At 73.8% G+C, this 23,706-nt stretch carries 22 protein-coding genes; 13 read left to right on the forward strand and 9 right to left on the reverse strand.

Translation table 11 applies throughout. The features are described 5' to 3' along the window. Positions 1–618: 618 nt before the first annotated feature. Complete coding sequence (glmS, locus tag D7147_RS17480) at positions 619–2,532, forward strand: glutamine--fructose-6-phosphate transaminase (isomerizing) (protein WP_120678982.1); 1,914 nt, start codon at positions 619–621, stop codon at positions 2,530–2,532. Positions 2,533–2,730: 198 nt separating this feature from the next. Here the strand turns inward: glmS and D7147_RS17485 are convergent, their stop codons facing one another. Continuing rightward, entirely contained in the window at positions 2,731–4,323 is a 1,593-nt protein-coding gene (locus D7147_RS17485; RefSeq protein WP_120678984.1) for an alpha/beta hydrolase, read from the reverse strand. Next, on the reverse strand, positions 4,320–4,616 hold the full coding sequence (locus D7147_RS17490; RefSeq protein ID WP_120678986.1) for a hypothetical protein: 297 nt from the start codon (positions 4,614–4,616) through the stop codon (positions 4,320–4,322). Before D7147_RS17490 ends, D7147_RS17485 begins: the two co-directional genes overlap by 4 nt. Positions 4,617–4,792: 176 nt before the next feature. Here D7147_RS17490 and D7147_RS17495 point away from each other — a divergent pair, with 176 nt between their 5' ends. The 6 genes from D7147_RS17495 (at position 4,793) to ung (ending at position 10,399) form a co-directional block, all read left to right on the forward strand. Further along, entirely contained in the window at positions 4,793–5,161 is a 369-nt protein-coding gene (locus D7147_RS17495; protein WP_120679808.1) for a holo-ACP synthase, read from the forward strand. Between the two features lie 48 nt (positions 5,162–5,209). Next, positions 5,210–6,679: an NAD(P)H-hydrate dehydratase gene (locus D7147_RS17500; RefSeq protein WP_120678988.1), complete on the forward strand. Its 1,470-nt coding sequence runs from the start codon at positions 5,210–5,212 to the stop codon at positions 6,677–6,679. Positions 6,680–6,814: 135 nt separating this feature from the next. Then, on the forward strand, positions 6,815–7,933 hold the full coding sequence (gene alr / locus D7147_RS17505) for an alanine racemase (RefSeq protein WP_120678990.1): 1,119 nt from the start codon (positions 6,815–6,817) through the stop codon (positions 7,931–7,933). A 94-nt stretch (positions 7,934–8,027) separates the two neighbouring features. Next, positions 8,028–9,116, forward strand: coding sequence for an alpha/beta fold hydrolase (locus tag D7147_RS17510; protein ID WP_120678992.1), 1,089 nt, complete (start codon positions 8,028–8,030; stop codon positions 9,114–9,116). Next, complete coding sequence (tsaE, locus tag D7147_RS17515) at positions 9,110–9,598, forward strand: tRNA (adenosine(37)-N6)-threonylcarbamoyltransferase complex ATPase subunit type 1 TsaE (protein WP_120678994.1); 489 nt, start codon at positions 9,110–9,112, stop codon at positions 9,596–9,598. Before D7147_RS17510 ends, tsaE begins: the two co-directional genes overlap by 7 nt. A gap of 102 nt (positions 9,599–9,700) precedes the next feature. Further along, on the forward strand, positions 9,701–10,399 hold the full coding sequence (gene ung, locus D7147_RS17520) for a uracil-DNA glycosylase (protein WP_120678996.1): 699 nt from the start codon (positions 9,701–9,703) through the stop codon (positions 10,397–10,399). On the opposite strand, the gene D7147_RS17525 is transcribed toward ung, so the two are convergent. Then, positions 10,282–11,121, reverse strand: a complete 840-nt coding sequence (locus tag D7147_RS17525; protein WP_233563195.1) for a helix-turn-helix domain-containing protein — start codon at positions 11,119–11,121, stop codon at positions 10,282–10,284. The genes ung and D7147_RS17525 overlap by 118 nt on opposite strands. Positions 11,122–11,446: 325 nt before the next feature. Between D7147_RS17525 and tsaB the strand changes: the two genes are divergently transcribed. The 6 genes from tsaB to D7147_RS17555 all read left to right on the forward strand — a co-directional run bounded on the left by tsaB (position 11,447) and on the right by D7147_RS17555 (position 17,563). Then, positions 11,447–12,124: a tRNA (adenosine(37)-N6)-threonylcarbamoyltransferase complex dimerization subunit type 1 TsaB gene (tsaB, locus tag D7147_RS17530; protein ID WP_120678998.1), complete on the forward strand. Its 678-nt coding sequence runs from the start codon at positions 11,447–11,449 to the stop codon at positions 12,122–12,124. A gap of 55 nt (positions 12,125–12,179) precedes the next feature. Next, entirely contained in the window at positions 12,180–12,632 is a 453-nt protein-coding gene (rimI, locus tag D7147_RS17535; RefSeq protein ID WP_199716574.1) for a ribosomal protein S18-alanine N-acetyltransferase, read from the forward strand. A gap of 3 nt (positions 12,633–12,635) precedes the next feature. Next, positions 12,636–13,697: a tRNA (adenosine(37)-N6)-threonylcarbamoyltransferase complex transferase subunit TsaD gene (gene tsaD, locus D7147_RS17540; RefSeq protein ID WP_120679000.1), complete on the forward strand. Its 1,062-nt coding sequence runs from the start codon at positions 12,636–12,638 to the stop codon at positions 13,695–13,697. Then, complete coding sequence (locus D7147_RS17545) at positions 13,694–13,948, forward strand: hypothetical protein (protein ID WP_120679002.1); 255 nt, start codon at positions 13,694–13,696, stop codon at positions 13,946–13,948. The genes tsaD and D7147_RS17545 overlap by 4 nt, the downstream gene beginning before the upstream one ends. 82 nt (positions 13,949–14,030) lie before the next feature. Then, positions 14,031–15,731, forward strand: coding sequence for an ABC transporter transmembrane domain-containing protein (locus D7147_RS17550; protein WP_120679004.1), 1,701 nt, complete (start codon positions 14,031–14,033; stop codon positions 15,729–15,731). Then, positions 15,731–17,563, forward strand: a complete 1,833-nt coding sequence (locus D7147_RS17555) for an ABC transporter ATP-binding protein (RefSeq protein WP_120679006.1) — start codon at positions 15,731–15,733, stop codon at positions 17,561–17,563. The genes D7147_RS17550 and D7147_RS17555 overlap by 1 nt, the downstream gene beginning before the upstream one ends. A gap of 25 nt (positions 17,564–17,588) precedes the next feature. Here D7147_RS17555 and D7147_RS17560 read toward each other — a convergent pair whose 3' ends face one another. The 6 genes from D7147_RS17560 to ybaK all read right to left on the reverse strand — a co-directional run bounded on the left by D7147_RS17560 (position 17,589) and on the right by ybaK (position 23,697). Beyond that, positions 17,589–18,329 (reverse strand): DUF4142 domain-containing protein, encoded by a 741-nt coding sequence (locus tag D7147_RS17560; RefSeq protein WP_120679008.1) that lies wholly within the window; start codon positions 18,327–18,329, stop codon positions 17,589–17,591. A gap of 165 nt (positions 18,330–18,494) precedes the next feature. Further along, on the reverse strand, positions 18,495–19,676 hold the full coding sequence (locus D7147_RS17565; RefSeq protein WP_120679010.1) for an ROK family protein: 1,182 nt from the start codon (positions 19,674–19,676) through the stop codon (positions 18,495–18,497). A gap of 22 nt (positions 19,677–19,698) precedes the next feature. Next, positions 19,699–20,958, reverse strand: a complete 1,260-nt coding sequence (locus tag D7147_RS17570) for a sugar ABC transporter permease (RefSeq protein ID WP_120679012.1) — start codon at positions 20,956–20,958, stop codon at positions 19,699–19,701. Next, positions 20,955–21,785 carry an ATP-binding cassette domain-containing protein gene (locus D7147_RS17575; protein WP_120679014.1) on the reverse strand — a complete coding sequence of 277 codons (831 nt, stop codon included), beginning with the start codon at positions 21,783–21,785 and terminating at the stop codon, positions 20,955–20,957. Before D7147_RS17575 ends, D7147_RS17570 begins: the two co-directional genes overlap by 4 nt. Before the next feature lie 119 nt (positions 21,786–21,904). Then, on the reverse strand, positions 21,905–23,002 hold the full coding sequence (locus D7147_RS17580) for a sugar ABC transporter substrate-binding protein (RefSeq protein WP_120679016.1): 1,098 nt from the start codon (positions 23,000–23,002) through the stop codon (positions 21,905–21,907). A 215-nt stretch (positions 23,003–23,217) separates the two neighbouring features. Beyond that, positions 23,218–23,697, reverse strand: coding sequence for a Cys-tRNA(Pro) deacylase (gene ybaK / locus D7147_RS17585; protein ID WP_120679019.1), 480 nt, complete (start codon positions 23,695–23,697; stop codon positions 23,218–23,220). Positions 23,698–23,706 lie beyond the last annotated feature (9 nt).

Below are 23,706 nucleotides of genomic sequence, written 5' to 3' on the forward strand. Positions count from 1 at the left end.
CGGCCTCCCGGCCTCCCGGCCTCCCGGCCTCCCGGCCTCCCGGCCTCCCGGCCTCCCGGCCTCCCGGCCTCCCGGCCTCCCGGCCTCCCGGCCTCCCGGCCTCCCGGCCTCCCGGCCTCCCGGCCTCGGCCTCTCGGCCCCCGGCCCCCGGCCCCCGGCCCCCGGCCTCCCGGCCCTCGGCGTGCGGCGGCGCTGCGAGATCAACTCGACTTCCTTGAGGTCGGGGCATCCGCCGACCCGGACACCGCGACGTCAAGGAAGTCGTGTCGATCAACGGTCCGGCGGCGGCGTTTCGGTGGTCCGGTCGTGGCGACCAACGGCCCGGCCGCGGAGATCAGTGGTCCGCCGGCCGCACGGTTCGGACATCTGGTCCGGTACGGACACGGACGGGACGTGAACTCGGCGCGGCGGGTTGTCGCCGGTCAGCTGGTCGCCCGTCCGCCGGTTGCGGCAGTGGATGTACGGGTAGGCGGGGGCGGTGAACCGCCGCGTCGTCGCACGTCCGGCCAGGGATTCGGTCCGGTCGTCGCGTCGACTCGGTCGTTCGCTCAAGTTCAGTGATCGTTTACCGGGCTTTCGCGCACACGCGATGAGCGAAACTGGGTTAGGCTGCGGACCATGTGTGGAATCGTGGGTTACGCCGGCGCGCGGCCGGCGCTCGGCATCGTGCTCGACGGGCTGCGGCGGCTGGAGTACCGCGGCTACGACTCGGCGGGCGTCGCCGTGGTGTGCGACGGGCAGCTGCTGACCGAGAAGAAGGCCGGCAAGCTGGCCAACCTGGAGAAGGTGCTCTCCGAGCGCGCCGCCGAAGATCCCACCTCCTGTGCGGCCAGTCCGATCGGCATCGGTGACGGCACCACCGGCATCGGGCACACCCGCTGGGCCACCCACGGCGGTCCCACCGACCGCAACGCCCACCCGCACGTCGCCCCGGACGGCCGGGTGGCCGTGATCCACAACGGCATCATCGAGAACTTCGCGAAGCTCCGCGCCGAGCTGGAGGCCGACGGCGTCCAGTTCACCAGCGACACCGACACCGAGTGCGTAGCCCACCTGCTCTCCGCCGCGCTCACCGAACTGCGCGCCGCCGGCCAGCCGGACGCTCCGCAGCTGCTCGCCGCCGCCATGCGGGTCGTCTGCCAGCGCTTGGAGGGCGCGTTCACCCTGCTCGCCGTCGACGCGGGCGTACCCGGTGCCGTGGTCGGCGCGCGGCGCAACTCCCCGCTCGTGGTGGGCCGGGGTCAGGGGGAGAACTACCTCGCCTCCGACGTCGCCGCGTTCATCGAGCACACCCGGGACGCGGTGGAGCTGGGGCAGGACCAGATCGTCCTGATCACCGGCGACACGATCGAGATCACCGACTTCGACGGCCAGCCCGCCAGCGGCAAGGACTTCCACATCGACTGGGACTCGTCGGCCGCCGAGAAGGGTGGCTACGACTGGTTCATGCTCAAGGAGATCGAGGAGCAGCCGCAGGCGATCGCCGACACCCTGCTCGGCCGGCTCACCGAGTCGGGCGAGATCGCGCTCGACGAGGTCCGCCTCAGCGACCAGGACCTGCGGGACGTCGACAAGATCTTCATCGTGGCCTGCGGCACTTCGTACCACGCCGGCCTGGTCGCGAAGTACGCCATCGAGCACTGGACCCGGATCCCCTGCGAGGTGGAGCTGGCCAGCGAGTTCCGCTACCGGGACCCGGTGCTCGACCGGTCCACCCTGATCGTGGTCATCTCGCAGTCCGGCGAGACGATGGACACCCTGATGGCGCTGCGCCACGCCAAGGAGCAGAAGGCCCGCGTGCTCGCCATCTGCAACACCAACGGCTCCACCATCCCGCGCGAGTCCGACGCCGTGCTCTACACCCACGGCGGCCCGGAGATCGCCGTGGCCTCCACCAAGGCGTTCCTCACGCAGGTCGTCGCCTGCTACCTGATCGGCCTGCACCTGGCCCAGGTACGCGGGATCAAGTTCGCCGACGAGGTGGGCGCGGTGGTCGCCCAGCTGCAGGAGATGCCGGGCAAGCTGCGGGAACTGCTCGACCGGATCGAGCCGGTCCGCGAGCTGGCCCGCGCGCTGAAGTCCGAGCCGACCATCCTCTTCATCGGCCGCCACGTCGGCTACCCGGTGGCGCTGGAGGGCGCGCTCAAGCTCAAGGAGCTCGCGTACATGCACGCCGAGGGCTTCGCCGCCGGCGAGCTGAAGCACGGCCCGATCTCGCTGATCGACAAGGGCACGCCGGTGATCTGCGTAGTGCCCTCGCCGGTGGGCCGGGGCATGCTGCACGACAAGGTCGTCTCCAACATCCAGGAGGTCCGCGCCCGGGGCGCCCGGACCATCGTGATCGCGGAGGAGGGCGACGAGGCGGTCGTCCGCTACGCCGACCATCTGATCTACGTGCCGCGGACGCCCACCCTGCTCTCGCCGCTGGTCACCACCGTGCCGCTGCAGGTGCTCGCCGCCGAGATCGCCGCCGCCCGGGGGCACGACGTCGACCAGCCGCGCAACCTCGCGAAGTCGGTCACCGTCGAGTAGCCACGACGACCCGTCCGGTCCCGGTCCGCCGCACCCGGTGGGCCGGGACCTCGGTGTTTCGGGAAGCCGCCTGCGCACCTCGTGCGCGCCGGTGACCAGCTTCGACGCCGAACTACGCCGGCCGCCGGCAGGTCGTGGTGGCTGGCCCGGAGCTGCCGGCGGTGGTCGCCCCGGCCGTCCGAGACCGTGGCCCGGCAGTCAGCGGCCGAGCACGATGCGGGCCATGCCGTCCAGCGCCGGGTTCTCCGCGTCCCAGTAGCCGGTGTGGCCGCGCGCTCCGCTGGCGAAGATCCGACCGCCGAAGCCCGGCGTCGCCGGATCCCGCCCGAACCACAGCTCGTGCCCACCCTGCCCCGGCCAGCCGAGCGCCGCAGCCAACGGCGAGGCGTGGAACATGGCCCGCCGGGCCAGGTCGTCCGGGGAACGGGCCAGCCGGATCACGTCGTCCGGCGCGCTGCTCGCCCAGACCTCGCCGGAGGGCACGCGCAGCTCGGTGGCGTGCCCCACACCGACTCCCGGCGAGCCCACGAAGACGAGGGCGTCGGCGGCCAAGCCGTGCTCCCGGGCGGCCGTGCCCACCACCAGCGACCCGTAGCTGTGCCCGAGCACGGTCTGCCGGGCCGGCGGGCCCTCGTGGGTGGCCCGCAACCCCTCCTGGAAGTTGTGCAGGGTCGGCCCCGCGTCCCGCGCCTGGCCGGCCGTGACCGCCTCGTGCAGGAAGTCCGGAGCGTCGTAGTCGAGCCAGAGCACGGCCGCGCTCCGTTCGTCGGGCGCCAGCTCGGCGCAGCGGGAGAGCACCTGTGCCGCCCGGCCGAGCTCGCCGGGCGCGTCGTCGAGGCCGGCGGTCATCCCCGGCACGTACGTCAGCACCCGGTCGGAGTGGTCCGGGTCGCCGAGCGCGACGACCACCCGCCCCTCCCCGGCCGGGTCGAGCCCGAGCAGGTACGCGCGCGGCCCCGCCGCCCCGGTCAGCCGGTCGGTGAGCGCGTCCAGGCCGGTCAGCCGGCCGGCGAGCCAGCGCAGCCGGGCCGCCTCGACCGGGCCGGTGGGCACCCGGCCCAGCAACCGCTCCCGCTGCGCAACCAACTCCGCCCGGTGAGCGCCGAGCAGGAGGCGGTTGGCCTGGTCGCGGGCGGTCACCGGCACCCCGTCCAACCGGCCCACCAGCGCCGGCTCGCGCGCCACCAGCCAGCGCCGCTGGGCCGGCGTCAGCCCCGCCCACCAGGCCCGGACGAGCGCCGGGTCGGCGTCCGGCCCGGGCCGGACGGGCGGCGGCGGCTCCTGCCAGCCCGCCGTGGCGGCCCCCGCGAGCGCGGCCAGCTTCGCCGCCGCCGCCCGGTCGGCGGCACCGGCCGACTCGAGCGCCTCCCGCAGGGCCGCCGTCACGCGGGCCGCGGCCGGGCCGTCCCGCTCGCTCGGCCGGATCCGGGCCGGATCCGTGCTCACCCGCCCCTCGCGGTCGATCGCCAGCCCGGACGCGTCCGCGACGGCCACGGCGGCGGCGAGCTGCCCCTTCGCGGTCGCGATCCGTGCCGCCAGCTCGGCGAGCACCTGGTCGGCCTCGATCAGTGCCGGCGTCACCGAGGTCAGGTCGGCGCGGAGGTCGGTGACCCGCGCGCCGGCCGCGGTGGCCGCCGTGCCCGACCACCCCTGCGCCAGCGCCGCACCCCGCGCCGCCAGCGCCGCCGAACGCCTGTCGACGAGGGCCGTCAGCCCGGCCCACTCCGCGCCGGCGGTGCGCCAGGCGCCCGGATCGGCCGCCCAGAGCTGGGCGTAACCGATCGTGGTCATCGGGGCAGGACGGCGAGCCGGCGGGCGGCGCGGTCGTCGACCGCCTGATATCCGTCGACCGACGCCCGGACCGCTCCACCCGCCTCGGCCACCCGACCGCCGAGCCGGCCGAACCAGCCGTGCACCGCGACCTCCAACGCGTCCAGCGCCGCGGCCGTCGACCAGCCGGGAGCGGCCACGGTCAGCCCCGGCGTGCCGGCCAGCCCGTGCGCCAGCCGGTAGGCGTCGTCGTCCAGCGCCCGCGCCGCCTCCCGCAGCACCTCCGGCCGGACCGTGAACTGCTCCTCGGTCATCCCCGCACCCCCCCCGCGTCGATCGGCGTCGACAGCGTGACGTTAGGCGGCCGGAGGCGCGTTCCGGGTGCCCTGTGGACGGCGTGCGGCGGTCGTACGCCCAGGTCGTCCACAGGCGTTGTCCGGCGCGGACCCGGCGGCTAATCTGCGCGGTTCTCCGCCGGTAGGGTGAAGTGGTGATCGTCGCTGTCGGCATCGACGTCGTGCTGGTCGACCGGTTCGCCCGGGCGCTGGAGCGGACGCCGCTGCTCGCCGAGCGGCTCTTCACCGAGGCCGAGCGGTACACCCGCGCCGGCAGCCCGCGCCTGCCGGAGTCGCTCGCGGCGCGGTTCGCCGCGAAGGAGGCGGTGGCCAAGGCGCTCGGCGCGCCGGCCGGCCTGAACTGGCACGACTGCGAGATCGTGCCGGATCCGGGCGGACGGCCCTGGCTCTCCGTCTCCGGCACGGTGGCCGCGGCGGCGGTCGAGCACGGGATCAACCGCTGGCACCTCTCGCTGTCGCACGACGGCGGGATCGCCTCGGCGATGGTGGTCGCGGAACGCTGAAGGTCGGTCGGGCCGATCGGCCCGGGACGTGGGACGGGAGACGGTGCCGTGAGACCGGTGTGGCGGGTGGCGGACGTACGCGCGGCGGAGGCCGGCCTGCTCGGCACCCTCCCGCCCGGGACCCTCATGCAGCGCGCGGCCGCCGGGTTGGCCCGCCGCTGCGCGCTGATCCTCGCCGACCGGGGTGGTGTCTACGGCTCCCGGGCGCTGGTGCTGGCCGGCTCGGGCGACAACGGTGGCGACGCGCTCCTCGCCGGCGCCCACCTGGCCCGGCGCGGCGTCGCGGTGTCGGCCCTGCTGCTCACTCCCGGCCGGGCCCACGCCGAAGGGCTCGCCGCGCTGCGCGCGGCGGGCGGCCGGGTCGTCGACCGCCCGCCGGCCGTGCTCGACCTGGTGCTGGACGGGATCGTCGGCATCGGCGGCACCGGCGGGCTGCGGGAGACGGCGGAGCAGTTGGCCGCCAGCCTGGCCGGCTGCTGCGGGCGCGACGGCCTGCGGGCCACCGTGGTGGCGGTGGACGTGCCGAGCGGGGTCACGGTCGACACCGGCCACGTGCCGCTCACCGCCGCCGGCCGGCCGAACGCGGTCCGGGCCGACGTGACGGTGACCTTCGGGGCGTTGAAGGCCGCCCTGGTGGTGGGCCCGGCCGCCCCGCTCGCCGGTGAGGTCGAGCTGGTCGACATCGGGCTCGGGCCGTGGCTGCGCGGCACACCGGCGCTGCGGGTCACCGAGCGGTCGGACATCGTGCGGTGGTGGCCGAAGCTCGGCCCGGCGTCGGAGAAGTACACCCGGGGAGTGGTCGGGGTGGCGACCGGCTCGGCCACGTACCCCGGCGCGGCGGTGCTCTCCGTGGGTGGGGCGTTGGCCGGGCCGACCGGCATGGTGCGCTACGCCGGCGGCGCCCGGGACGAGGTGCTGCGCGAGCACCCTTCCGTGATCGCGACCGGGCGGGTCGCCGACGCCGGACGGGTGCAGGCGTGGGTCTGCGGCTCGGGGCTCGGCACCGGCGAGGACGCCGCCGCCGAGCTGCGCGCGGTGCTCGCCGCGCCGGTTCCCGCAGTGCTCGACGCCGACGCGCTCACTCTGCTCGTGGACGGCTCCCTCGCCGAGAACCTGCGCAAACGGGACGCCCCGACCGTGGTCACTCCGCACGACCGGGAGTTCACCCGGCTCTGCGGGGAGGAGCCGGGCGCCGACCGGGTGGGGGCCACGCTGCGGCTCGCCGCCTGGATGAACGCCGTGGTCCTGCTCAAGGGCGACCGGACGGTGATCGGCACGCCCGACGGCCGGGCGTACGTCAACCCGACCGGCACCCCCGTGCTGGCCACCGGCGGCACCGGTGACGTGCTGGCCGGGCTGCTCGGCTCGCTGCTCGCCGGTGGCCTGCCCGCGGAGCGGGCGGCGGCCGCGGCGGCGTACCTGCACGGGCTGGCCGGCCGCGAGGCGGCCCGGAGCGGCCCGGTGATCGCACCTGACGTGGCCGCCGCGCTCCGCCCGGTGATCGCCCGGCTGGGCTGATCGTCCCGCGGTGTCGTGGGCGCGGCCCGGGTCGGCCCCCCACCGGGGCGGCGTTGCGGGCGGTCGGGCACGGCGCTGGTCACGCACGCGTGCGTCCAGCCGCGCGTTGATCACACCGGAAAGTACGCTGGGCACATGTGGCAGGCCGAGGTACGCGTCGATCTTGACGCGATCCGTGAGAACGTGAGCCGGATCCGGTCCGGCACCACCGCAGAGGTGATGGCGGTGGTGAAGGGCGACGGGTACGGGCACGGCATGGTTCCGGCCGCCCGCGCGTCGCTGGACGGCGGGGCCTCCTGGCTCGGCGTCTGCACGCTCGACGAGGCGCTCACGCTGCGCCGGGCCGGGATCACCGCGCCCGTGCTGGCCTGGCTGCTGGCCCCTGGGCTGCCGCTGGACGAGGGGATCGCCGCCGGGGTCGACCTGGCCGCCGCGAGCCTTCCGCAGCTCGACGAGATGATCCAGGCGAGCCGGCGCGCGGAACGTCCGGCGCAGCTGCACCTGAAGATCGACACCGGGCTCTCCCGGGGCGGGGCGACCGTCGCGGACTGGCCGGCCCTGCTCGAGGCGGCCGCCAAGGCGCAGTCCGACGGGTTGATCGAGGTCGTCGGGGTGTGGAGCCACTTCGTCTACGCCGACATGCCCGGTCATCCGACGACCGACCGGCAACTGGCCGTCTTCCACGAGGGGCTGAGCATGGCCGAGGAGGCGGGGCTGCGTCCCCGCTACCGGCACCTGGCCAACTCGGCGGCCGCCCTGACCCGCCCCGACACCCACTTCGACCTGGTCCGACCCGGGCTGGCCGTCTACGGTCTCTCCCCGGTGGCGGGGGAGACCTTCGGTCTGCGCCCGGCGATGACGGCCCGCGCCAAGGTGGTGCTGAGCAAGCGGGTGCCGTCCGGCAGCGGCGTCTCGTACGGGCACACGTACACCACCGAACGGGAGTCGAACCTGGCCGTGGTGCCGCTCGGTTACGCCGACGGGGTGCCCCGGCACGCCTCCAACTGCGGTCCGGTGCACCTCGGCGGCGTGCGACGGACCATCTCCGGCCGGGTCTGCATGGACCAGTTCGTGCTCGACTGCGGGGACGACCCGGTCGAGGCCGGCGACGTGGTGACCCTCTTCGGCAGCGGCGCCGACGGCGAGCCGACCGCCGACGACTGGGCCGAGGCCGTGGGCACCATCAACTACGAGATCGTCACCCGGTTCGGCAGCAGCCGGGTGCCCCGGGTCTACGACGGCGAACGACCGTGAGCGGCGAGTCGGGCTCGCGGGCCCCGCGATCGCGAGCGAAGGTAGCGACTGTGGGTGTGAGGAGTGCGCCAGGCCTGCGAGCCGGGGTCGCGCCGTGACGCCGTACCGCATCCCCCGGCCGCGGAGCGCGGCCGGCCGGGTCGCGGGGGTGGTCGGTGCCGCGGTGGGGGTCGCCGCCGCTGGTCTGGCCGCCGGCGTCGCCACCGAACGCGTACTGGTCCGCCGGCTCAAGTCCCGTCCGGCCGATCCGTACGCCGACGAGCAGTTCGGCCAGCAACCGTACGACGAGGCGTTCCAGCTGGAGCTGCCGGACGGTACCGACATCCACGTAGAGGTCGTCGAGCCGAAACGCGCGGCGCCGCGCCGGCCGACGGTGGTGCTGGTGCACGGCTTCTGCCTGGACATGGGGACGTTCCACTTCCAGCGCAAGATGCTCACCGAGCGCGGCGAGCACCGGGTGGTCGCGTACGACCAGCCCGGCCACGGCCGCTCCGGCAGGTTGGAGACCGGCGAGTACGACCTCACCCTGCTCGGCCACACCCTCCGCCGCGTGATCGACCGGACCGCCCCGGAGGGGCCGCTGGTGCTGATCGGTCACTCGATGGGCGGGATGACCATCATGGCCCTCGCCGAGTTGTTTCCGGAGATGTTCGGCGACCGGGTCGTGGGCACGGTGCTGATGGCCACCTCCGGCGGGCTGCTCGCCGAGACCAAGCTGGTGGCGCCGGCACTGATCGGCCGGGTCGGCGGGCCGGTGCTGCACATGATGAGCAACGCCACCCGCTACGGCGGCACGGTCATCGACAAGGCCCGCAAGTCGACGTCGAACGTGGCGTGGCTGCTCACCCGCAAGTACGGCTTCGGGGGCCGTAGTCCCAGCCCGGCCCTCGTGTCGTACGTGGAGACGATGAACTCGCGCACCTCGGCGGACACGGTCACCCGGTACCTGCGTACGCTGGCCACGCACTCCCGGTACCCGGCGTTGGCCGCGCTGGCCGGCACGCCGGTGCTGGTGGTCGTCGGTGACAAGGACATGATCACACCGGTGACCCACTCGGAGGAGATCGTCCGCCGGCTGCCGCACGCCGAGTTCGTCAAGATCCCCGACAGTGGCCACGTGGTGATGCTGGAGCATGCGGACGAGGTCAACGCCGCGGTGGCGAGGTTCCTGGAGGAGTGTTGAACAAGGTCGTCGTGAAGCTGCCCACCGTCTCCGACACGCAGGAGTTCGGCCGCCGGCTGGCCGACGTGCTGCGCGCCGGTGACCTGGTGCTGCTGACCGGTCCGCTGGGCGCCGGCAAGACCGCGTTGACCCAGGGCATCGGCGCCGGCCTCGGCGTGCAGGGTGCGATCACCTCGCCGACCTTCGTGATCGCCCGGGTGCACCGGCCCGATCCGGCCGGCGGCGGCCGGGTGGCGCTGGTGCATGCCGACGCGTACCGGCTGGGAGACGCCGCGGATCCGCGCGCCGAGATCGACGACCTGGACCTGGACGCCTCGGTGGACGAGTCGGTGACGGTGGTCGAGTGGGGCGAGGGGCTGGTCGAGCAGCTCACCGACGCGCACCTTCGGGTACGCATCGACCGCCGCGAGGACGACACCCGGATCGTCGAGCTCGAGCCGGTGGGCGGCGACTGGCCGCAGCGCCTCGACGCCCTGGCCTGAGCGGCTCCTTCCCACGCCGGCCACCCGAGCGGCGGTCTCCCGCCGCGGCGGTGTCGGGGGCGGCTGGTAGGAAGAGGGCCGACCGACTGCGAAAGGTTGCCGATGGCCGACGTTCCCGCCCTGGACCTGCCGGCGCTCCTGCCGGAGGAGTGGCGCTCCCTGCTCACCCCGCACCTCGATCCGGCCCGCACGGCGGCGCTGGGTGAGTTCGTCGCCCGCGAGTACGCGGCCGGGCCGGTCTTTCCGCCCCTGGAGGACCTCTTCTCCGCCTTCCGGCTCTGCCCACCGGGCGCCTGCCGGGTGCTGATCCTCGGGCAGGACCCCTACCACCGGGCCGGGCAGGCCCACGGACTCAGCTTCAGCGTCCGCGAGGGCGTCTCCGTCCCGCCGTCGCTGCGCAACGTCTTCAAGGAGCTCGGTGAGGACGTCGGAGCGCCGAAGCCGCGCAGCGGCAACCTCGCCGGCTGGGCGGCCCAGGGCGTGCTGCTGCTCAACAGCGTGCTCACCGTCCGGCAGGCCACTCCCGGCTCACACGCCAACCAGGGGTGGGAGGAGTTCACCGACGCCACCATCCGGGCGCTCGACGCGCTCCCCGAGCGGGTGGTCTTCCTGCTCTGGGGCGGCTACGCCCGCAAGAAGGCGGCGCTGGTCACCAGCCCGCAGCACGTCGTGCTGGAGGCGGGTCATCCCAGCCCGATGAATCCGCGTGGCTTCCTCGGCAGCCGGCCGTTCAGCGCGGCCAACAAGGCCCTCGCCGACGCCGGCCGTCCCACCGTCGACTGGGAGCGGTCCGCCGGCTGACCGGTCACGCCGGGTGGTGGCCGGTGCGCGGGCGCAGCTGCCCTTCGCGGTAGCGGTGCAGGAGCGCCGCCGTGCGGGGATCGGTCACGTCCAGCTGCACCAGGGGCACCACCCGGTAGCTCCGGCCACCGTGCCGGACCTCGACGGTCTCCGGCAGCTCGTCGCACATGACCGCGCGGATCTCGCCGTAGCGGGGTGCGCCAGCGATGCTCGCCCGGCTCCTCGGGTTCGAGGTGCGGCCCGCCGAACTCTTTCCACCGGGCGTTCCACCGCTGGCCGTACGCCTTCTCCAACCAGCGGGTCAGCCGGGCGGAGTCGCGCCAGCGGATCGCCAGCTCCGGGGCGTCGACCGGTAGCGGCGCCCCCTGGAGCAGCGCGGCGGTCGCCCCGGTGATCGCGTTCGGCAGGTCACCCAGCCGGTCGAGCAGCTGGTCCAGGTTGAGGCGCTCGATCCGGTCGGCCAGTGGGCGGCCGGCCAGGGCGGCCAGCTCGGCGTCCAGGTGCGCGTCGAGCGGCTCGACCGCGACCGTGAGCTGTCCGCCCATCGCGGCGAGCAGGTTCTCGAGCACGGGCAGGGTCGGGGTGCGGTCGCCGCGTTCGATGCGGGCGACAGTGGCCTGGCTGAACCCGGCCAGCTCCGCCAGCTGCCGCTGGGTCAGCGCACGCGACTCGCGCTGCTGTCGGACGGTACGGCTGAGGATCCTCACGAGGCGGGTCGACATGGCGGCAATCGTGGGGCAGGCCGCTGCCGTGGCGGTACCGCGGCGGCGACTACCCGACTCGACCGATCCCGCCAGGCCCGCCGCCGATCGGGTCCGACACACCGAACCACCCACAGATGCGTCACAAGACCCATATTTATGCCTGTGAGGTATCAAGCTCGCGAGTAGTTACGGCACCGACGGTGGTGGTCGCGGCGACTCGCGGCACGAATCGGCGCGGGCGGAGACGTTCGGGGGACGGCAACGACGAACGTCGGTACGGGATGTGGGACGGCGGGTGGGGCGTCACCGGGCGTGACGAGAGGTCCGGCTAGGCTGGCATACCGTGCTCGTACTCGTGGTGGACAGCTCGACCCCTGCGGTCACCGCGGCGCTGGTCGAGGTCTCGGCGGACGGCGTCGCGTTGCGGGCGCACCGGTGCACGGTCGATGCCCGGGCGCACGGTGAACTGCTCGCCCCGGAGGTGGACGCCGTCCTCGCCGAGGCGGGCGCCCGCCCCGCCGACCTCGCGGCGATCGTCGCCGGGCTCGGCCCAGGTCCGTTCACCGGGCTGCGGGTGGGCCTGGTCACGGCCGCCACGATGGGCCAGGTGCTCGGCGTACCCACGTACGGTGTCTGTTCGCTGGACGGCATCGGTCACCCGGTGGCCGCCGGCGAGCCGGTGCTGGCGGTCAGTGACGCGCGCCGCAGGGAGGTCTACTGGGCGGTCTACGACGGCGCGGGCCAGCGGATCGCCGGGCCGGAGGTGAGCGCCCCCGCGGTCGCCGCCGAGCGGGCCCGCGACCTCGCGGCCACCGTCGCGGTGGGCGACGGCGCGCACCGGTACGCCGATGTCCTGGGGCTGCCGGTCCGCGCCGAGCCCCGCTTCCCGGACCCGCTCGAACTGGCCCGTCTGGCCGCCGAGCGGATTCGCGCCGGCGCGCCCGGCGAGCGGCTCACCCCGCTCTACCTGCGCCGCCCGGATGCCGTGGCGTCGATCGCCCGCAAGCCGGTCCTCCCGTGAGCGCGAGGAGTGAGCCGGGCCTGCGAGCCCCGCAGTCGCGAACAAGGGTTGCGCCGTGAGCACCGTGCGGCTCGGCAGCTTCCGCTGGTGGCACATCGACGAGGTGCTGCCGATCGAGGCGGACCTCTTCGGCGCCGAGCAGTGGTCGGCGGCGATGTTCTGGAACGAGCTGGCCAACGGGCACTACTACCGCATCGCGACCGGCGACGACGACGTCGTGCTCGGCTACGCCGGGCTGGCCGGGGCCCCACCGGACGAGGTGTGGGTGCAGAACATCGCGGTCCGGCGGGACGCCCAGCGTCGGGGCGTCGGCCGGCTGCTCCTGGAGGACCTTCTCGCCGAGGCGACCCGGCGTGGTGCGCGCAGCACCCTGCTGGAGGTCGCCGTCGACAACGCCCCCGCCCAGCGGCTCTACGCGATGTACGGCTTCGAGCCGATCGGGGTGCGGCGCGGCTACTACCAACCGAGCAACACGGACGCGCTGGTCATGCAGCGGAGCGAGGACTGATCCATGGCTGACGAACCGCTCATCCTCGGCATCGAGACCTCCTGCGACGAGACCGGGGTCGGCATCGTCCGCGGGCACACCCTGCTCGCGGACGCGCTGGCCTCCAGCGTCGAGGAGCACGCCCGCTTCGGCGGTGTGGTGCCCGAGGTGGCCAGCCGGGCCCACCTGGAGGCGATCGTGCCGACCATGGACCGGGCGTTGACCGAGGCGGGCGTGACCATCGCGGACATCGACGCGATCGCCGTCACCTCCGGACCGGGGCTGGCCGGCGCGCTGCTCGTCGGCGTGGCCGCCGCCAAGGGGTACGCGCTCGCCGCCGAGAAGCCGGTCTACGGGGTGAACCACCTCGCGGCGCACGTCGCCGTGGACACCCTGGAGCACGGGCCGCTGCCGGAGCCGGCGATCGCGCTGCTGGTCTCCGGTGGGCACTCGTCGCTGCTGCTCGTCGACGACCTGGCGCGCGGGGTCACTCCGCTCGGCGCCACCATCGACGACGCGGCCGGCGAGGCGTTCGACAAGGTGGCCCGGCTGCTCGGGCTGCCCTTCCCGGGTGGTCCGCCGATCGACCGGGAGGCTAGGGCCGGCGACCCGGCGGCCATCGGCTTCCCGCGCGGCCTCACCGCCGCCAAGGACCTCGCCGCGCACCGGTACGACTTCTCCTTCTCCGGGTTGAAGACGGCGGTGGCGCGCTGGGTGGAGGCCCGCCAGCGGGCGGGTGAGCCGGTGCCGGTGGCCGACGTGGCGGCCTCCTTCCAGGAGGCGGTCTGCGACGTGCTCACCGTGAAGGCGCTGGAGGCCTGCCGCGCCAACGGGATCGAGACGCTGGTGATCGGTGGGGGAGTGGCGGCGAACTCGCGGCTGCGGGCGATGGCCGAGCAGCGGGCCGAGAAGTACGGCGTCCGCGTCCGGGTGCCCCGGCCCAAGCTCTGCACCGACAACGGGGCGATGGTCGCCGCGCTCGGCTCGCACCTGGTCGCCGCCGGGGTGGAGCCGAGCCGGCTGGACCTGCCGGCCGACTCGGCGATGCCGCTGACCGTCGTCAGCGTCCCCGGGGACGTGCGGTGATCGTCCGGATGTGGGAGGTGCGGGCGGAGTCGTACGGCCTCGCCGACCTGATCACCTGGGTCTGCGACACGGCCCTGCCGGAGTTCGAGCACGATCCGCGCCACCTCAGCAGTGAGGTCTTCTCCTCCACCGATCATCGGCTGGTGGTGATCTCGAAGTGGCGCAGCGATCCGCCCGCGTTCCCGGATCCGCCGCCGATGCTGGTCGCCCGACCGCCGCACGCCTGGGACTTCACGCAGGTCGATCGCTGACCCCTGGGGTGCCGAAGAACACGTCCGTCAGCTGGTAATTGGTTCGCACGGGCAACCGCCGGCCGCCTAGCGTCGACGGGCCATGCGTTTCTCACCGGCCGGAGATCCCGGCGTACCCGATGACCGGTCGGCGACCCGCTACCTGATCTGGTTGGCCGGCCGGCAAAAGCTGATCTTCGCGACGGGCATCCTGCTCGGCGTGACCTGGATGGTCGCCCAGGCCCTGATGCCGGCCGCCGTCGGTCGGGCCGTCGACGGGCTGAGTCGTCGGGACGACGGCGCGTTGCTCACCTGGGGTCTGGTGCTGCTCGGTCTCGGCGTGCTCCAGGCCGTCGCCGGAGTGCTGCGGCACCAGTGCGCCGTACGCAACTGGCTCGCCGCCGCGTACCGGACGGTGCAGCTCACGGTGACGGCCGCGAACCGGCTCGGTGCCGCCCTGCCGCGCCGGGTGGCCACCGGCGAGGTGGTGAGCATCGGCACCTCCGACATCAACCAGATCGGGCACGCCGTCGACATCACGGCCCGGGGCACCGGAGCCCTGGTGGCGATCGTGACCGTGGCGGTGATCCTGCTCGGCGCGTCGGTACCGCTCGGGTTGGTCGTGGTGCTCGGCGTGCCGGTGCTGATGGCGGTGGTCGGCCTGCTGATCCGGCCGCTGCATCGGCAGCAGCACGCGTACCGGGACGCCGAGGGGAAGTTGACCACTCGGGCCGGTGACATCGTCTCCGGCCTGCGGGTGCTGCGCGGCGTCGGCGGCGAGCCGATGCTCTCGGCCCGCTACCGGGCCGAGTCGCAGGCGCTCCGCTCGCACGGCGTACGGGTGGCCCGGGTCGAGTCGCTGCTGGAGGCGGCGCAGGTGTTGCTGCCCGGCGCGTTCCTGGTGCTGGTGACCTGGCTCGGGGCGCGGTTCGCGCTGGACGGTCGGATCAGCCCCGGCCAGCTCGTCGCCTTCTACGGCTACACGGCGTTCCTGGTCAGCCCGCTCCGGCAGCTCACCGAGGCGGTGGACAAGCTGACCCGGGGGCACGTGGCGGCCCGGCGGGTGGTCCGGCTGCTCCGGCTCACCCCGGACCTGGTCGACCCGGCCCGACCCGCGACAGTGCCGGACGGGCCGGGGGAGCTGGTCGACGTCGAGTCCGGGGTGCGCGTGCCGCCGGGCCGGTTCACCGCGATCGCCGCCACCACCCCGGAGGAGGCCGCCGCGATCGTCGACCGGCTCGGTCGGTACGTCGACTCGGACGCCACGCTGCACGGCGTACCGCTGCGGGAGCTGCCACTGGCGACGGTGCGGGAGCGGATCCTGGTGGCCGACAACGACGCGCGCCTCTTCACCGGCCCGCTCCGGACGGAGCTCGACCCGCGTGACCTCGGCGACGCCGACGCGCTCGACGCGGCGCTGCGGGCGGCGAGCGCCACCGACATCGTCGAGGCGCTGCCCGACGGGCTGGACAGCCGGGTCGCCGAGCGCGGCCGGGAGTTCTCCGGGGGGCAGCAGCAGCGCCTGCGGCTCGCCCGCGCGCTGGTCGCCGCCCCGGAGACGCTGCTGCTGGTCGAACCGACCAGCGCCGTCGACGCGCACACCGAGGCGCGGATCGCCGCCGGGCTGGGCGCGGCCCGACCCGGCCGGACCACCCTGGTCTGCACCACCAGCCCGCTGCTGCTCGGGCACGCCGAGCACGTGATCTTCGTCGAGGACGGCAAGGTCGTGGCCGAGGGCAGCCACGCCCACCTGTACGACAGCGAGCCGCGCTACCGGGCCACGGTCAGCCGGGGGGAGAACTGATGGCCGCCGCGCTGCCCGTCGCCGACGCCACCCAGGTGCGCCGCTACGCGCGTACGTTGATCCGCCGGCATCCGCGGGCCCTCGCCGTGGCGCTCGGCCTGCACGCCCTGGCCGCCGCGGCCGGTCTGGTCGCCCCGCGGTTGCTCGGCGACCTGGTCGAGGGCATCTCCCGCGGTACGTCCCAGGTGACGGTGGACCGGGTGGCCCTGCTGATCGCCGGGTTCGTGGTGGTGCAGGCGGTGCTGGTCCGCTTCGCCCATCTGGCGTCGGCGCGGCTCGGCGAGCGGGTGCTGGCCCAGCTGCGGGAGGAGTTCGTCGACCGGGTGCTCGCGCTGCCGCTCTCCACGGTGGAGCGTGCGGGCACCGGTGACCTGCTGACCCGTACCTCGCGGGACGTCTCGGCGCTGTCCCGGACGGTCCGCCTCGCGGTGCCCGAGACGCTCGTCGCGCTCGTTACGGCCGCCTTCATCATCGGCGCGTTGCTGCTGGTCAGCCCGCTGCTCGCACTGCCCTGTCTGATCGCGGTCCCGGTGCTGTGGGCCGGCACCCGGTGGTACCTGCGCCGGGCGCCCGCCGGATACCTGCGGGAGAACGCGGCCTACTCGGACATCACCGACGGGATCAGTGAGACGGTCGAGGGCTCACGGACCACGGAGGCGTTGCGCCAGCAGGCCCGCCGCCGTGCCCGCACGAACGCCGACATCGCCCGGTCGTACGCCGCCGAGCGCTACACCCTCTTCCTGCGTACCGTCTTCTTCCCGGTGGCCGAGATCGGCTACGTGGTGCCGGTGGTGGCGACCCTCGTCGTCGGCGGCTGGTTCTACCTCAAGGGCTGGGTGAGCCTCGGTGAGGTCACCGCCGCCACGCTCTACGTGCAGCAGCTGGTCGACCCGGTGGACCGGCTGCTGTCCTGGTTGGACGAGCTGCAGGTCGGCGGCGCCTCGATGGCCCGCCTGCTGGGCGTCGCCGAGCCCTCGCCGGCGGGCGCCGCCGATCGGGCCGCGCCCGAGGGGCGGGACGGCGTCACCGATCGGGCCGCTCCCGAGGGGCGGGACGGTGCCGTGGTCGCGGCCGACGACGGCGGCGACGAAGTGGCGGGCGAACGGCGGCTGGTGGCCCGGAACGTGCGGTACGCGTACCGGGCCGGGCGGGACGTACTGCACGGCGTGACGTTGGTGCCCGAGCCGGGGGAGACGCTGGCCGTCGTGGGGCCGTCCGGCGCCGGCAAGTCGACCCTCGGCCGGCTGCTCGCCGGGGTGCACGCCCCGCACAGCGGCACGGTCACCGTGGCCGACCGCCCGCTGGAGACCCTGCCGCTGGCCGAGCTGCGTTCGCACGTCGCGCTGGTCACCCAGGAGCATCACGTCTTCATCGGTACGCTCCGCGAGAACCTGGCGATGGTCCGGCCCTCGGCCACCGACGCGGACGTACGGGCGGCGTTGTCGGCGGTGGCCGCACTGGACTGGGCGCAGGCGCTGCCGGACGGGCTGGAGACGCCGGTCGGCTCGGGCGGGCATCCGCTCTCCCCGGCGCAGGCGCAGCAGCTGGCGCTGGCCCGGCTCGTGCTCGCCGACCCGCACACGCTGGTGCTGGACGAGGCGACCTCGTTGATCGACCCGCGTGCCGCCCGGGAGCTGGAGCGCTCCCTCGCCGCGGTGCTCCAGGGGCGCACGGTGATCGCCATCGCGCACCGGCTCTTCTCCGCCCACGACGCGGACCGGGTGGCCGTGGTCGAGGACGGGCGGATCACCGAGCTGGGCTCGCACGACGAGCTGGTCGCCGCCGACGGCTCGTACGCCGCCCTCTGGCGCTCCTGGCACGGCACTCCCTGACCCCGCGGCGCTGGTCCGGCCTGGGTCAGGTGCGGCGGAGGAGACGGTAGGTGGCGACGCCGCCGGTGCCGAGGGCGGCGAGGAAGACCAGCCAGACCACCGTGCTGCTCACCCCCGCGTTCGGGCCGGTGTTCGCGGAGGCGGCGGCGAGCAGACCGTCGGCGCCGGGGGCGGGCAGCGCCGCCGGCGGCAGCTCCGGCCAGCGGACCAGGTTGGTGCTCTCCAACATCTGCATGTGGTGCAGCACGAACCGGTTGGCGTCGTCGCAGAGCTTGCGGACGGTGGCGTCGCGGGTGCTCGCCCGGACCGCGCCGATCACCGGGAAGATCTTGCCGTGCGCCACCCGGAGCCGGGTCACGAAGATCTGGTCGAACCGGGCCCCGGAGGCGTTCTGCATTTCCTTGAGCCAGCCCTTCTGCTCGTCCGTGGGCTCCGACGGGATGCTGGCCCGCAGCTTGTTGGCGGCGTCCACGACGAGCTGGTCGAGCTCCTGGTGCTCGGTGGCGATGCCCGCCCCGATCTCCCGTACCTTGGCCGACTGGCCCTTCTCGGCCGCCATCTGCCCGGCCGGCATCTCCCAGAGCCCGGCCAGTCGCACCCCGTTGAGCAGGGTCATGTCGGCCGCGTTGAGCTGCTGGCCACTCGCCGGCGCGGCGACGGCCGCCCCGGGCAACACCCCGAGCGTCGCCAGGATCGCGACGAGCAGCAGCGCCGCCCGGTGCGGGCGGTGTCCCGGGCGGCTACGGGCGGTTCTGAGCGCGGCCATGTCTGCGGTGCCTCCTCGGTGCGGGCCGAACGTGCCGGGGCCGGGCCGCCGGTTGAGGCGGCGGCCCGGTCGGAGACTGGTACGGACCGATCGCCGTTTCAGTTCACGAATCCTCGGCGCGGCGCGCGAATCGGTGACGTCCGCGGTGCCCGGGAGTGGCCGCCGTCAGCCGATGTCGAGCGGATCGGCCAGCAGTCGTTCGAAGGCCAGCTCGGCGGCGCCGACGAGGGCGGCGTCGTCGCCGAGCTTCGGGGTGCGCAGTCGTACGTGCTCCACACAGGCCGGTAACGCGTTGGCGTTGAGTCGGCTGCGGATCTGGGCGGCCGCCGCGAGGTAGAGGTCGCGCATGGTCCCGCCGAAGATGACCATCTCCGGGTTGAAGAGGTTCACCAGGTTCGCCACGCCGAAGCCGAGCCAGTCGCCGGCCTGCCGCACCGCCGCGCCGGCCCGGGCGTCGCCGCGATCGGCCGCGTCGAAGACGGCGAGCAGCGCCTCCCGCCCCTGCGCGTCGGAGCGGCCGGCGTTGCGCAGCAGGCCGTACTCGCCGATCTGGGTCTCCCAGCAGCCCCGGGAGCCGCACTCGCAGCGCTCGCCGTCGCGGACCACCTTCATGTGCCCGACCTCGCCGCCGTACCCGCCGTGCCCGGTGACCCGCCGGCCGCCGGCGATGATGCCGGCGCCCACGCCGACGTCGCCGTACAGGTAGACGACGTTGTCGCAGCCGGCGGCGACCCCGCGGGCGTGCTCCGCGAAGGCGGCCACGTCGGCGACGTTGCCGACCGTGATCGGCACGTCGACACCGAGCTCGGCGCCGAGCGCCGCAGCGACCGGCTCGTCCACCCAGCCGGTGGTGGGGGCGAGCCGAACCAGTCCGTCGTCGCGGCGGACCATGCCGCAGACCGCGACGCCGGTACCGACGCAGACCGCGTCGGCGGGCACCCGCTGCTGCATCTCCTTGACCGCGCCGGCGAGCAGCGGCGCGGCCTCGGCGACGAGCAGGCCCCGAGGCCGGTCCAGCTCCCGGCGGTCGAGCACCACGCCGCCGAGGCCGACGCGGGCGGCCCGCAACCGATCCACCTCGATGCTGTAGGCGTACGCGTGGATCCGGGTCGACTCGGGCCGGACGACCGGCGACGGTCGCCCGGCCCGGCCGGTCTCCTTCGGTGCGCCCTCGCTGACCAGCCCCGCACCGGCGAGGTCGGCGGTCAACGCGCCGATGGTGCTGCGGTTCAGGCCGAGCGCGGTGGTCAGTTCGGCGCGTGAGGTCGCCCCGTGGACGTGGACGTGACGCAGCAGGGCACCGAGGTTCTGCCGGCGGATCTCGTCCTGGCTCGGTCCTGGGGGCATGTGCGGCTCCGGTGGCGCGGGGTCAGCGGGTGCCGGTCGCGGCGGAGCGGCGGCGGGAGAAGGCGTCCACGGTCGCGGCGAGCAGCAGCACCACGCCGGTGAGCGCGTACTTGACGCCCGAGCTGTACCCCATCAGGCCCATGCCGTTGTCGATGACAGCGATCACCGCGCCGCCGAGCACCGCGTCGAGCACCCGCCCCTTGCCACCGAAGAGACTGGTGCCGCCGATGACCGCCGCCCCCACCGCGTAGAGCAGCACGCTGCTGCCGCCGGTGTTCGGGTCCACCGAGTTGGCCCGGCTGGCCGCCACGATGCCGCCGATCGCCGCCATCGAGGAGCAGATGACGAAGACGGAGATGCGGATCCGGTCGACGTCGATGCCGGCCCGGCGGGCGGCCTCCCGGTTGCCGCCGACCGCGTAGACGTGCCGGCCGTAGCGGGTGCGCTGGAGCACGAAGGTCCAGAGGACCAGCAGCACCGCGATGACCGGCACCACGATCGGGACGCCCTTGAGCGAGGTGATCAGGACGTTCCGGCTGCGCTCCAGGTTGAGGATGAAGACCGCCACGCCGAGGATCAGCGCCAGGCCGCCGATCCGGGCGAGGACCACGGCGATCGGGTCGGTGACCAGCCCGCGGGCGGCCCGGTTGCGGTGCCGCAGCAGCTGCGCCGCGCCGTAGCCGGCGACCGCCACGAGCGCGAGCAGCCAGCCGAGCAGCGGGGGGAGGTTGCGGTTGGAGATGGCCACCAGCACGTCGTCGCGGACGGCGATGTTCTTGCCCTCCTCCATGAGCATCAACGCGATGCCCTGGAAGGCGAGGAAACCGGCGAGGGTGACCACGAAGGACGGAATGCCGATCTTGGCCACCAGGAGGCCGAGCAGCGTACCGATGACCACGCCGGTGACGACCGCCGCGAGCACCGCGACGTACCAGGGGTAGCCGAGCACCGTCACCACGTTGGCCAGTACGGCCGCGCAGACGCCGCTCGCGAAGCCGGCGGAGAGGTCGATCTCGCCGAGCAGCAGGACGAAGATCAGCCCCATTGCGATCAGCGTGGTCGCCGCGCCCTGGGTGAGCAGGTTGGCGAAGTTGCCGGCGGTGAGGAACGACGGACGGGCGATCGAGAAGACCGTGCAGAGCACGACCAGTCCGAGGACCGCGGGGAGCCCGCCGATGTCGCCGCCGCGTACCCGGCTCCAGTAGTTGCGCGCGTGACCCGCGACGGTCGGCGGCGGTGTGACGGCCGCCGGGCCCTGCTCCTGTACGGCTGTGGTGGTCATCGGTCGCCTCCTGCGGTCGAGCCGGCCGGCTGCCCGCCGTTGCCGGTGCCGTTGCCGCCCTGGCCCGGCTCGGCGGTGAGACCGAGGCCGCCGGAGCGGCCGGCGGTGATCAGCTCGACCACCTGGGCGTGGGTGATGTCGGTGGTCTTCACCTGGGCGACCATCTGGCCGAGGTAGAGGGCGGCGACCCGGTCGGAGACGGCGAAGACGTCGTTCATGTTGTGCGAGATGAGTACGACGGCCAGACCGTTGTCGGCGAGCCGGCGGACCAGTTCGAGCACCTGCGCGGTCTGCGCCACGCCGAGCGCGGCGGTCGGCTCGTCGAGGATGACGAGGCGGCTGTTCCAGAGCACCGCCTTCGCGATGGCCACCGTCTGGCGCTGCCCACCGGAGAGGCTGGAGACGTGTTGCCGCAACGACTTCACCGTGCGTACGGAGAGGCCGGCGAGCGTCTCCGCGGCCATCTGCTCCATGGTCGGCTCGTCGAGGACGATGCCGCTGCGCTTCTCCCGACCGAGGAACATGTTCTGCACGATGTCGAGGTTGTCGCAGAGCGCGAGGTCCTGGTAGACGACCTCGATGCCGAGCGCGGCGGCGTCCCGGGGGCTGTGGATCGCGACGGGGCTGCCGTCGAAGAGGAACTCGCCGGCGTCGGTGGGGTGGATGCCGCTGATGCACTTGACCAGGGTCGACTTACCGGCGCCGTTGTCGCCGACGAGCGCGGTCACCTCGCCGGCGTGAGCGGCGAACGCGACGTCACGCAGGACCTGGACGGGACCGAAGCTCTTGTCGATCCCGCGTAGCTCCAGCAGGGGAGTTGCGGACACGGGGGGTCTCCTTCGGATGGACGGCGGATCTTCCTCGGCCCGTCCGGCGAGTGCCGCCCGGCACGGGAGGCGACTCCCGTGCCGGGCGGCGGTTGCGCCTCGGCGGGTGCGGCGTCAGGTCAGCTGATGCCGGCGTCGGCGCAGAGCTTCGCGTACGCCTCGGTGCAGACCTCGTCCTTGGTCACGTAGCCGTCGGCGATGACGTCCTTGACGGTCTCCTTGTAGATCGCCTTCGGGGTCAGCAGCACGGACGGGACGTCCCGGCCGCCCTCCGGGTCCTTCACCGTCTGGCCGGTCTCCTTCCGCTCACCCTTGGCGAGCCCGATGGCCAGGTCGGAGGCGGCCTTCGCCTCCTCCTTCACCGCCTTGTAGACGGTCATGCACTGGTCGCCGGCGAGGATGTTCTGCAGGCCCTCGGGGGTGGCGTCCTGGCCGGTGACCGGGACCCGACCGTTGAGCTTGTTCTTCTTCAGGATGGAGATGGCCGCGTTGCCCAGCCCGTCGTTCGCGGCGAGCACGCCGTCGATCTTGCCGCCGGTCTTGGTGAGCTGCTGCTCGAAGATCGTGGCGGCCTGGGCGTTGTCCCAGTCCGGCACGGCGTCGTCGGCGGCCTTCGTGTACTCCTTCGAGTCGAACTTCGGCTTGAGCACCGAGTCGTACCCGCTCTTGAAGAGGGTGGCGTTGTTGTCGGTCGGCGAGCCGTTGAGGTAGGCGACCGCGGGGCTCTTCACGTTCTTGTCGGTGAGGCACTTGACCAGGCCCTCGCCCTGGAGCTTGCCGACGGCCACGTTGTCGAAGCTGACGTAGTACTCCGCCGAGCCGCCGAGGGTGAGCCGGTCGTAGTCGATGGTCGCCACACCCTGGGACTTCGCCTTGTCGAGTACGGCCTTGCCGGTCCCGGAGTCGAGGTTGACGATCATCAGCACGGTCACGCCGCTGGTGATCATCTGGTCGGCGATGGTCTGGAACTGGGTCTTGTCGCCCTGGGCGTTCTGGATGTCGTACTGGACGTCGGCGGCCTTGAAGGCCTCCTCCAGGAACTTGCGGTCGGCGCCCTCCCAGCGGGCGGAGGACTTGCTGTCCGGCAGGATCACGCCGATCTTCGGGGTCTGGCCGGAGCCGGCCTGGTCGTTCCCGCCGGAGTCGTCGCCGCAGGCGGCCAAGCTACCCGTCGCCAGCAGGCCCACGGTGGCGAAGGTGAGGAGCCCTTTACGCATGTTCAGGGTCCTTTCGGAGGGTGGGGGAAGGTGTTGTTTTGTTGTGCCCGGCAACGTATGGCGGTTGTGAGGCCGCACACAAGAGAGCCGATGGGGCGTTTTTGTTGGGGGCAGTAACAATTCAGCAACGCGCCCCTCACCCTGCGGTCACCCAGGCGCAAGCCGCCGGTGGCGCGGTCGGTCGCCGGCACGCGATCGGCGCGGCCCGGGAACGCTCAGCCGGCGGCGAGCGGCGCGGTGTCGGCGTCGGTCAACGCCACCAGGTCAGCCGGCGTGAGCTGGAGCTGAAGCCCGCGACGGCCCGCCGAGACGTAGATCGTCGGAAAGGTCAGCGCGGACGAGTCGAGCACGGTCGGCAGCCGCTTGCGCTGGCCGAGCGGGCTGATGCCGCCCCGGACGTAGCCGGTGGCCCGCTCGGCGGCCGCCCGGTCGGCGAGCGTGGCCCGCTTGCCGCCGACCGCCGCGGCGAGCGCCTTCAGGTCCAGCTCCCCGGTGACCGGCACCACCGCCACGGCGAGCGCCCCGTCGACCACGGTGACCAGGGTCTTGAACACCCGCTCCGGGGGTACGCCGAGCGCGGCCGCGACCAGCGCGCCGTAGTTCGGCGCGTCCGGACTCACGTCGTACGGGTGGGTGCTGTGCGCGACCCTCCGCTTCGTCAACAGCGCCGTCGCCGGTGTGCCCTGTCCCGCCACGATCGGAAA

Source organism: Micromonospora musae, from assembly GCF_003626545.1.
Taxonomy (GTDB): domain Bacteria; phylum Actinomycetota; class Actinomycetes; order Mycobacteriales; family Micromonosporaceae; genus Micromonospora; species Micromonospora musae.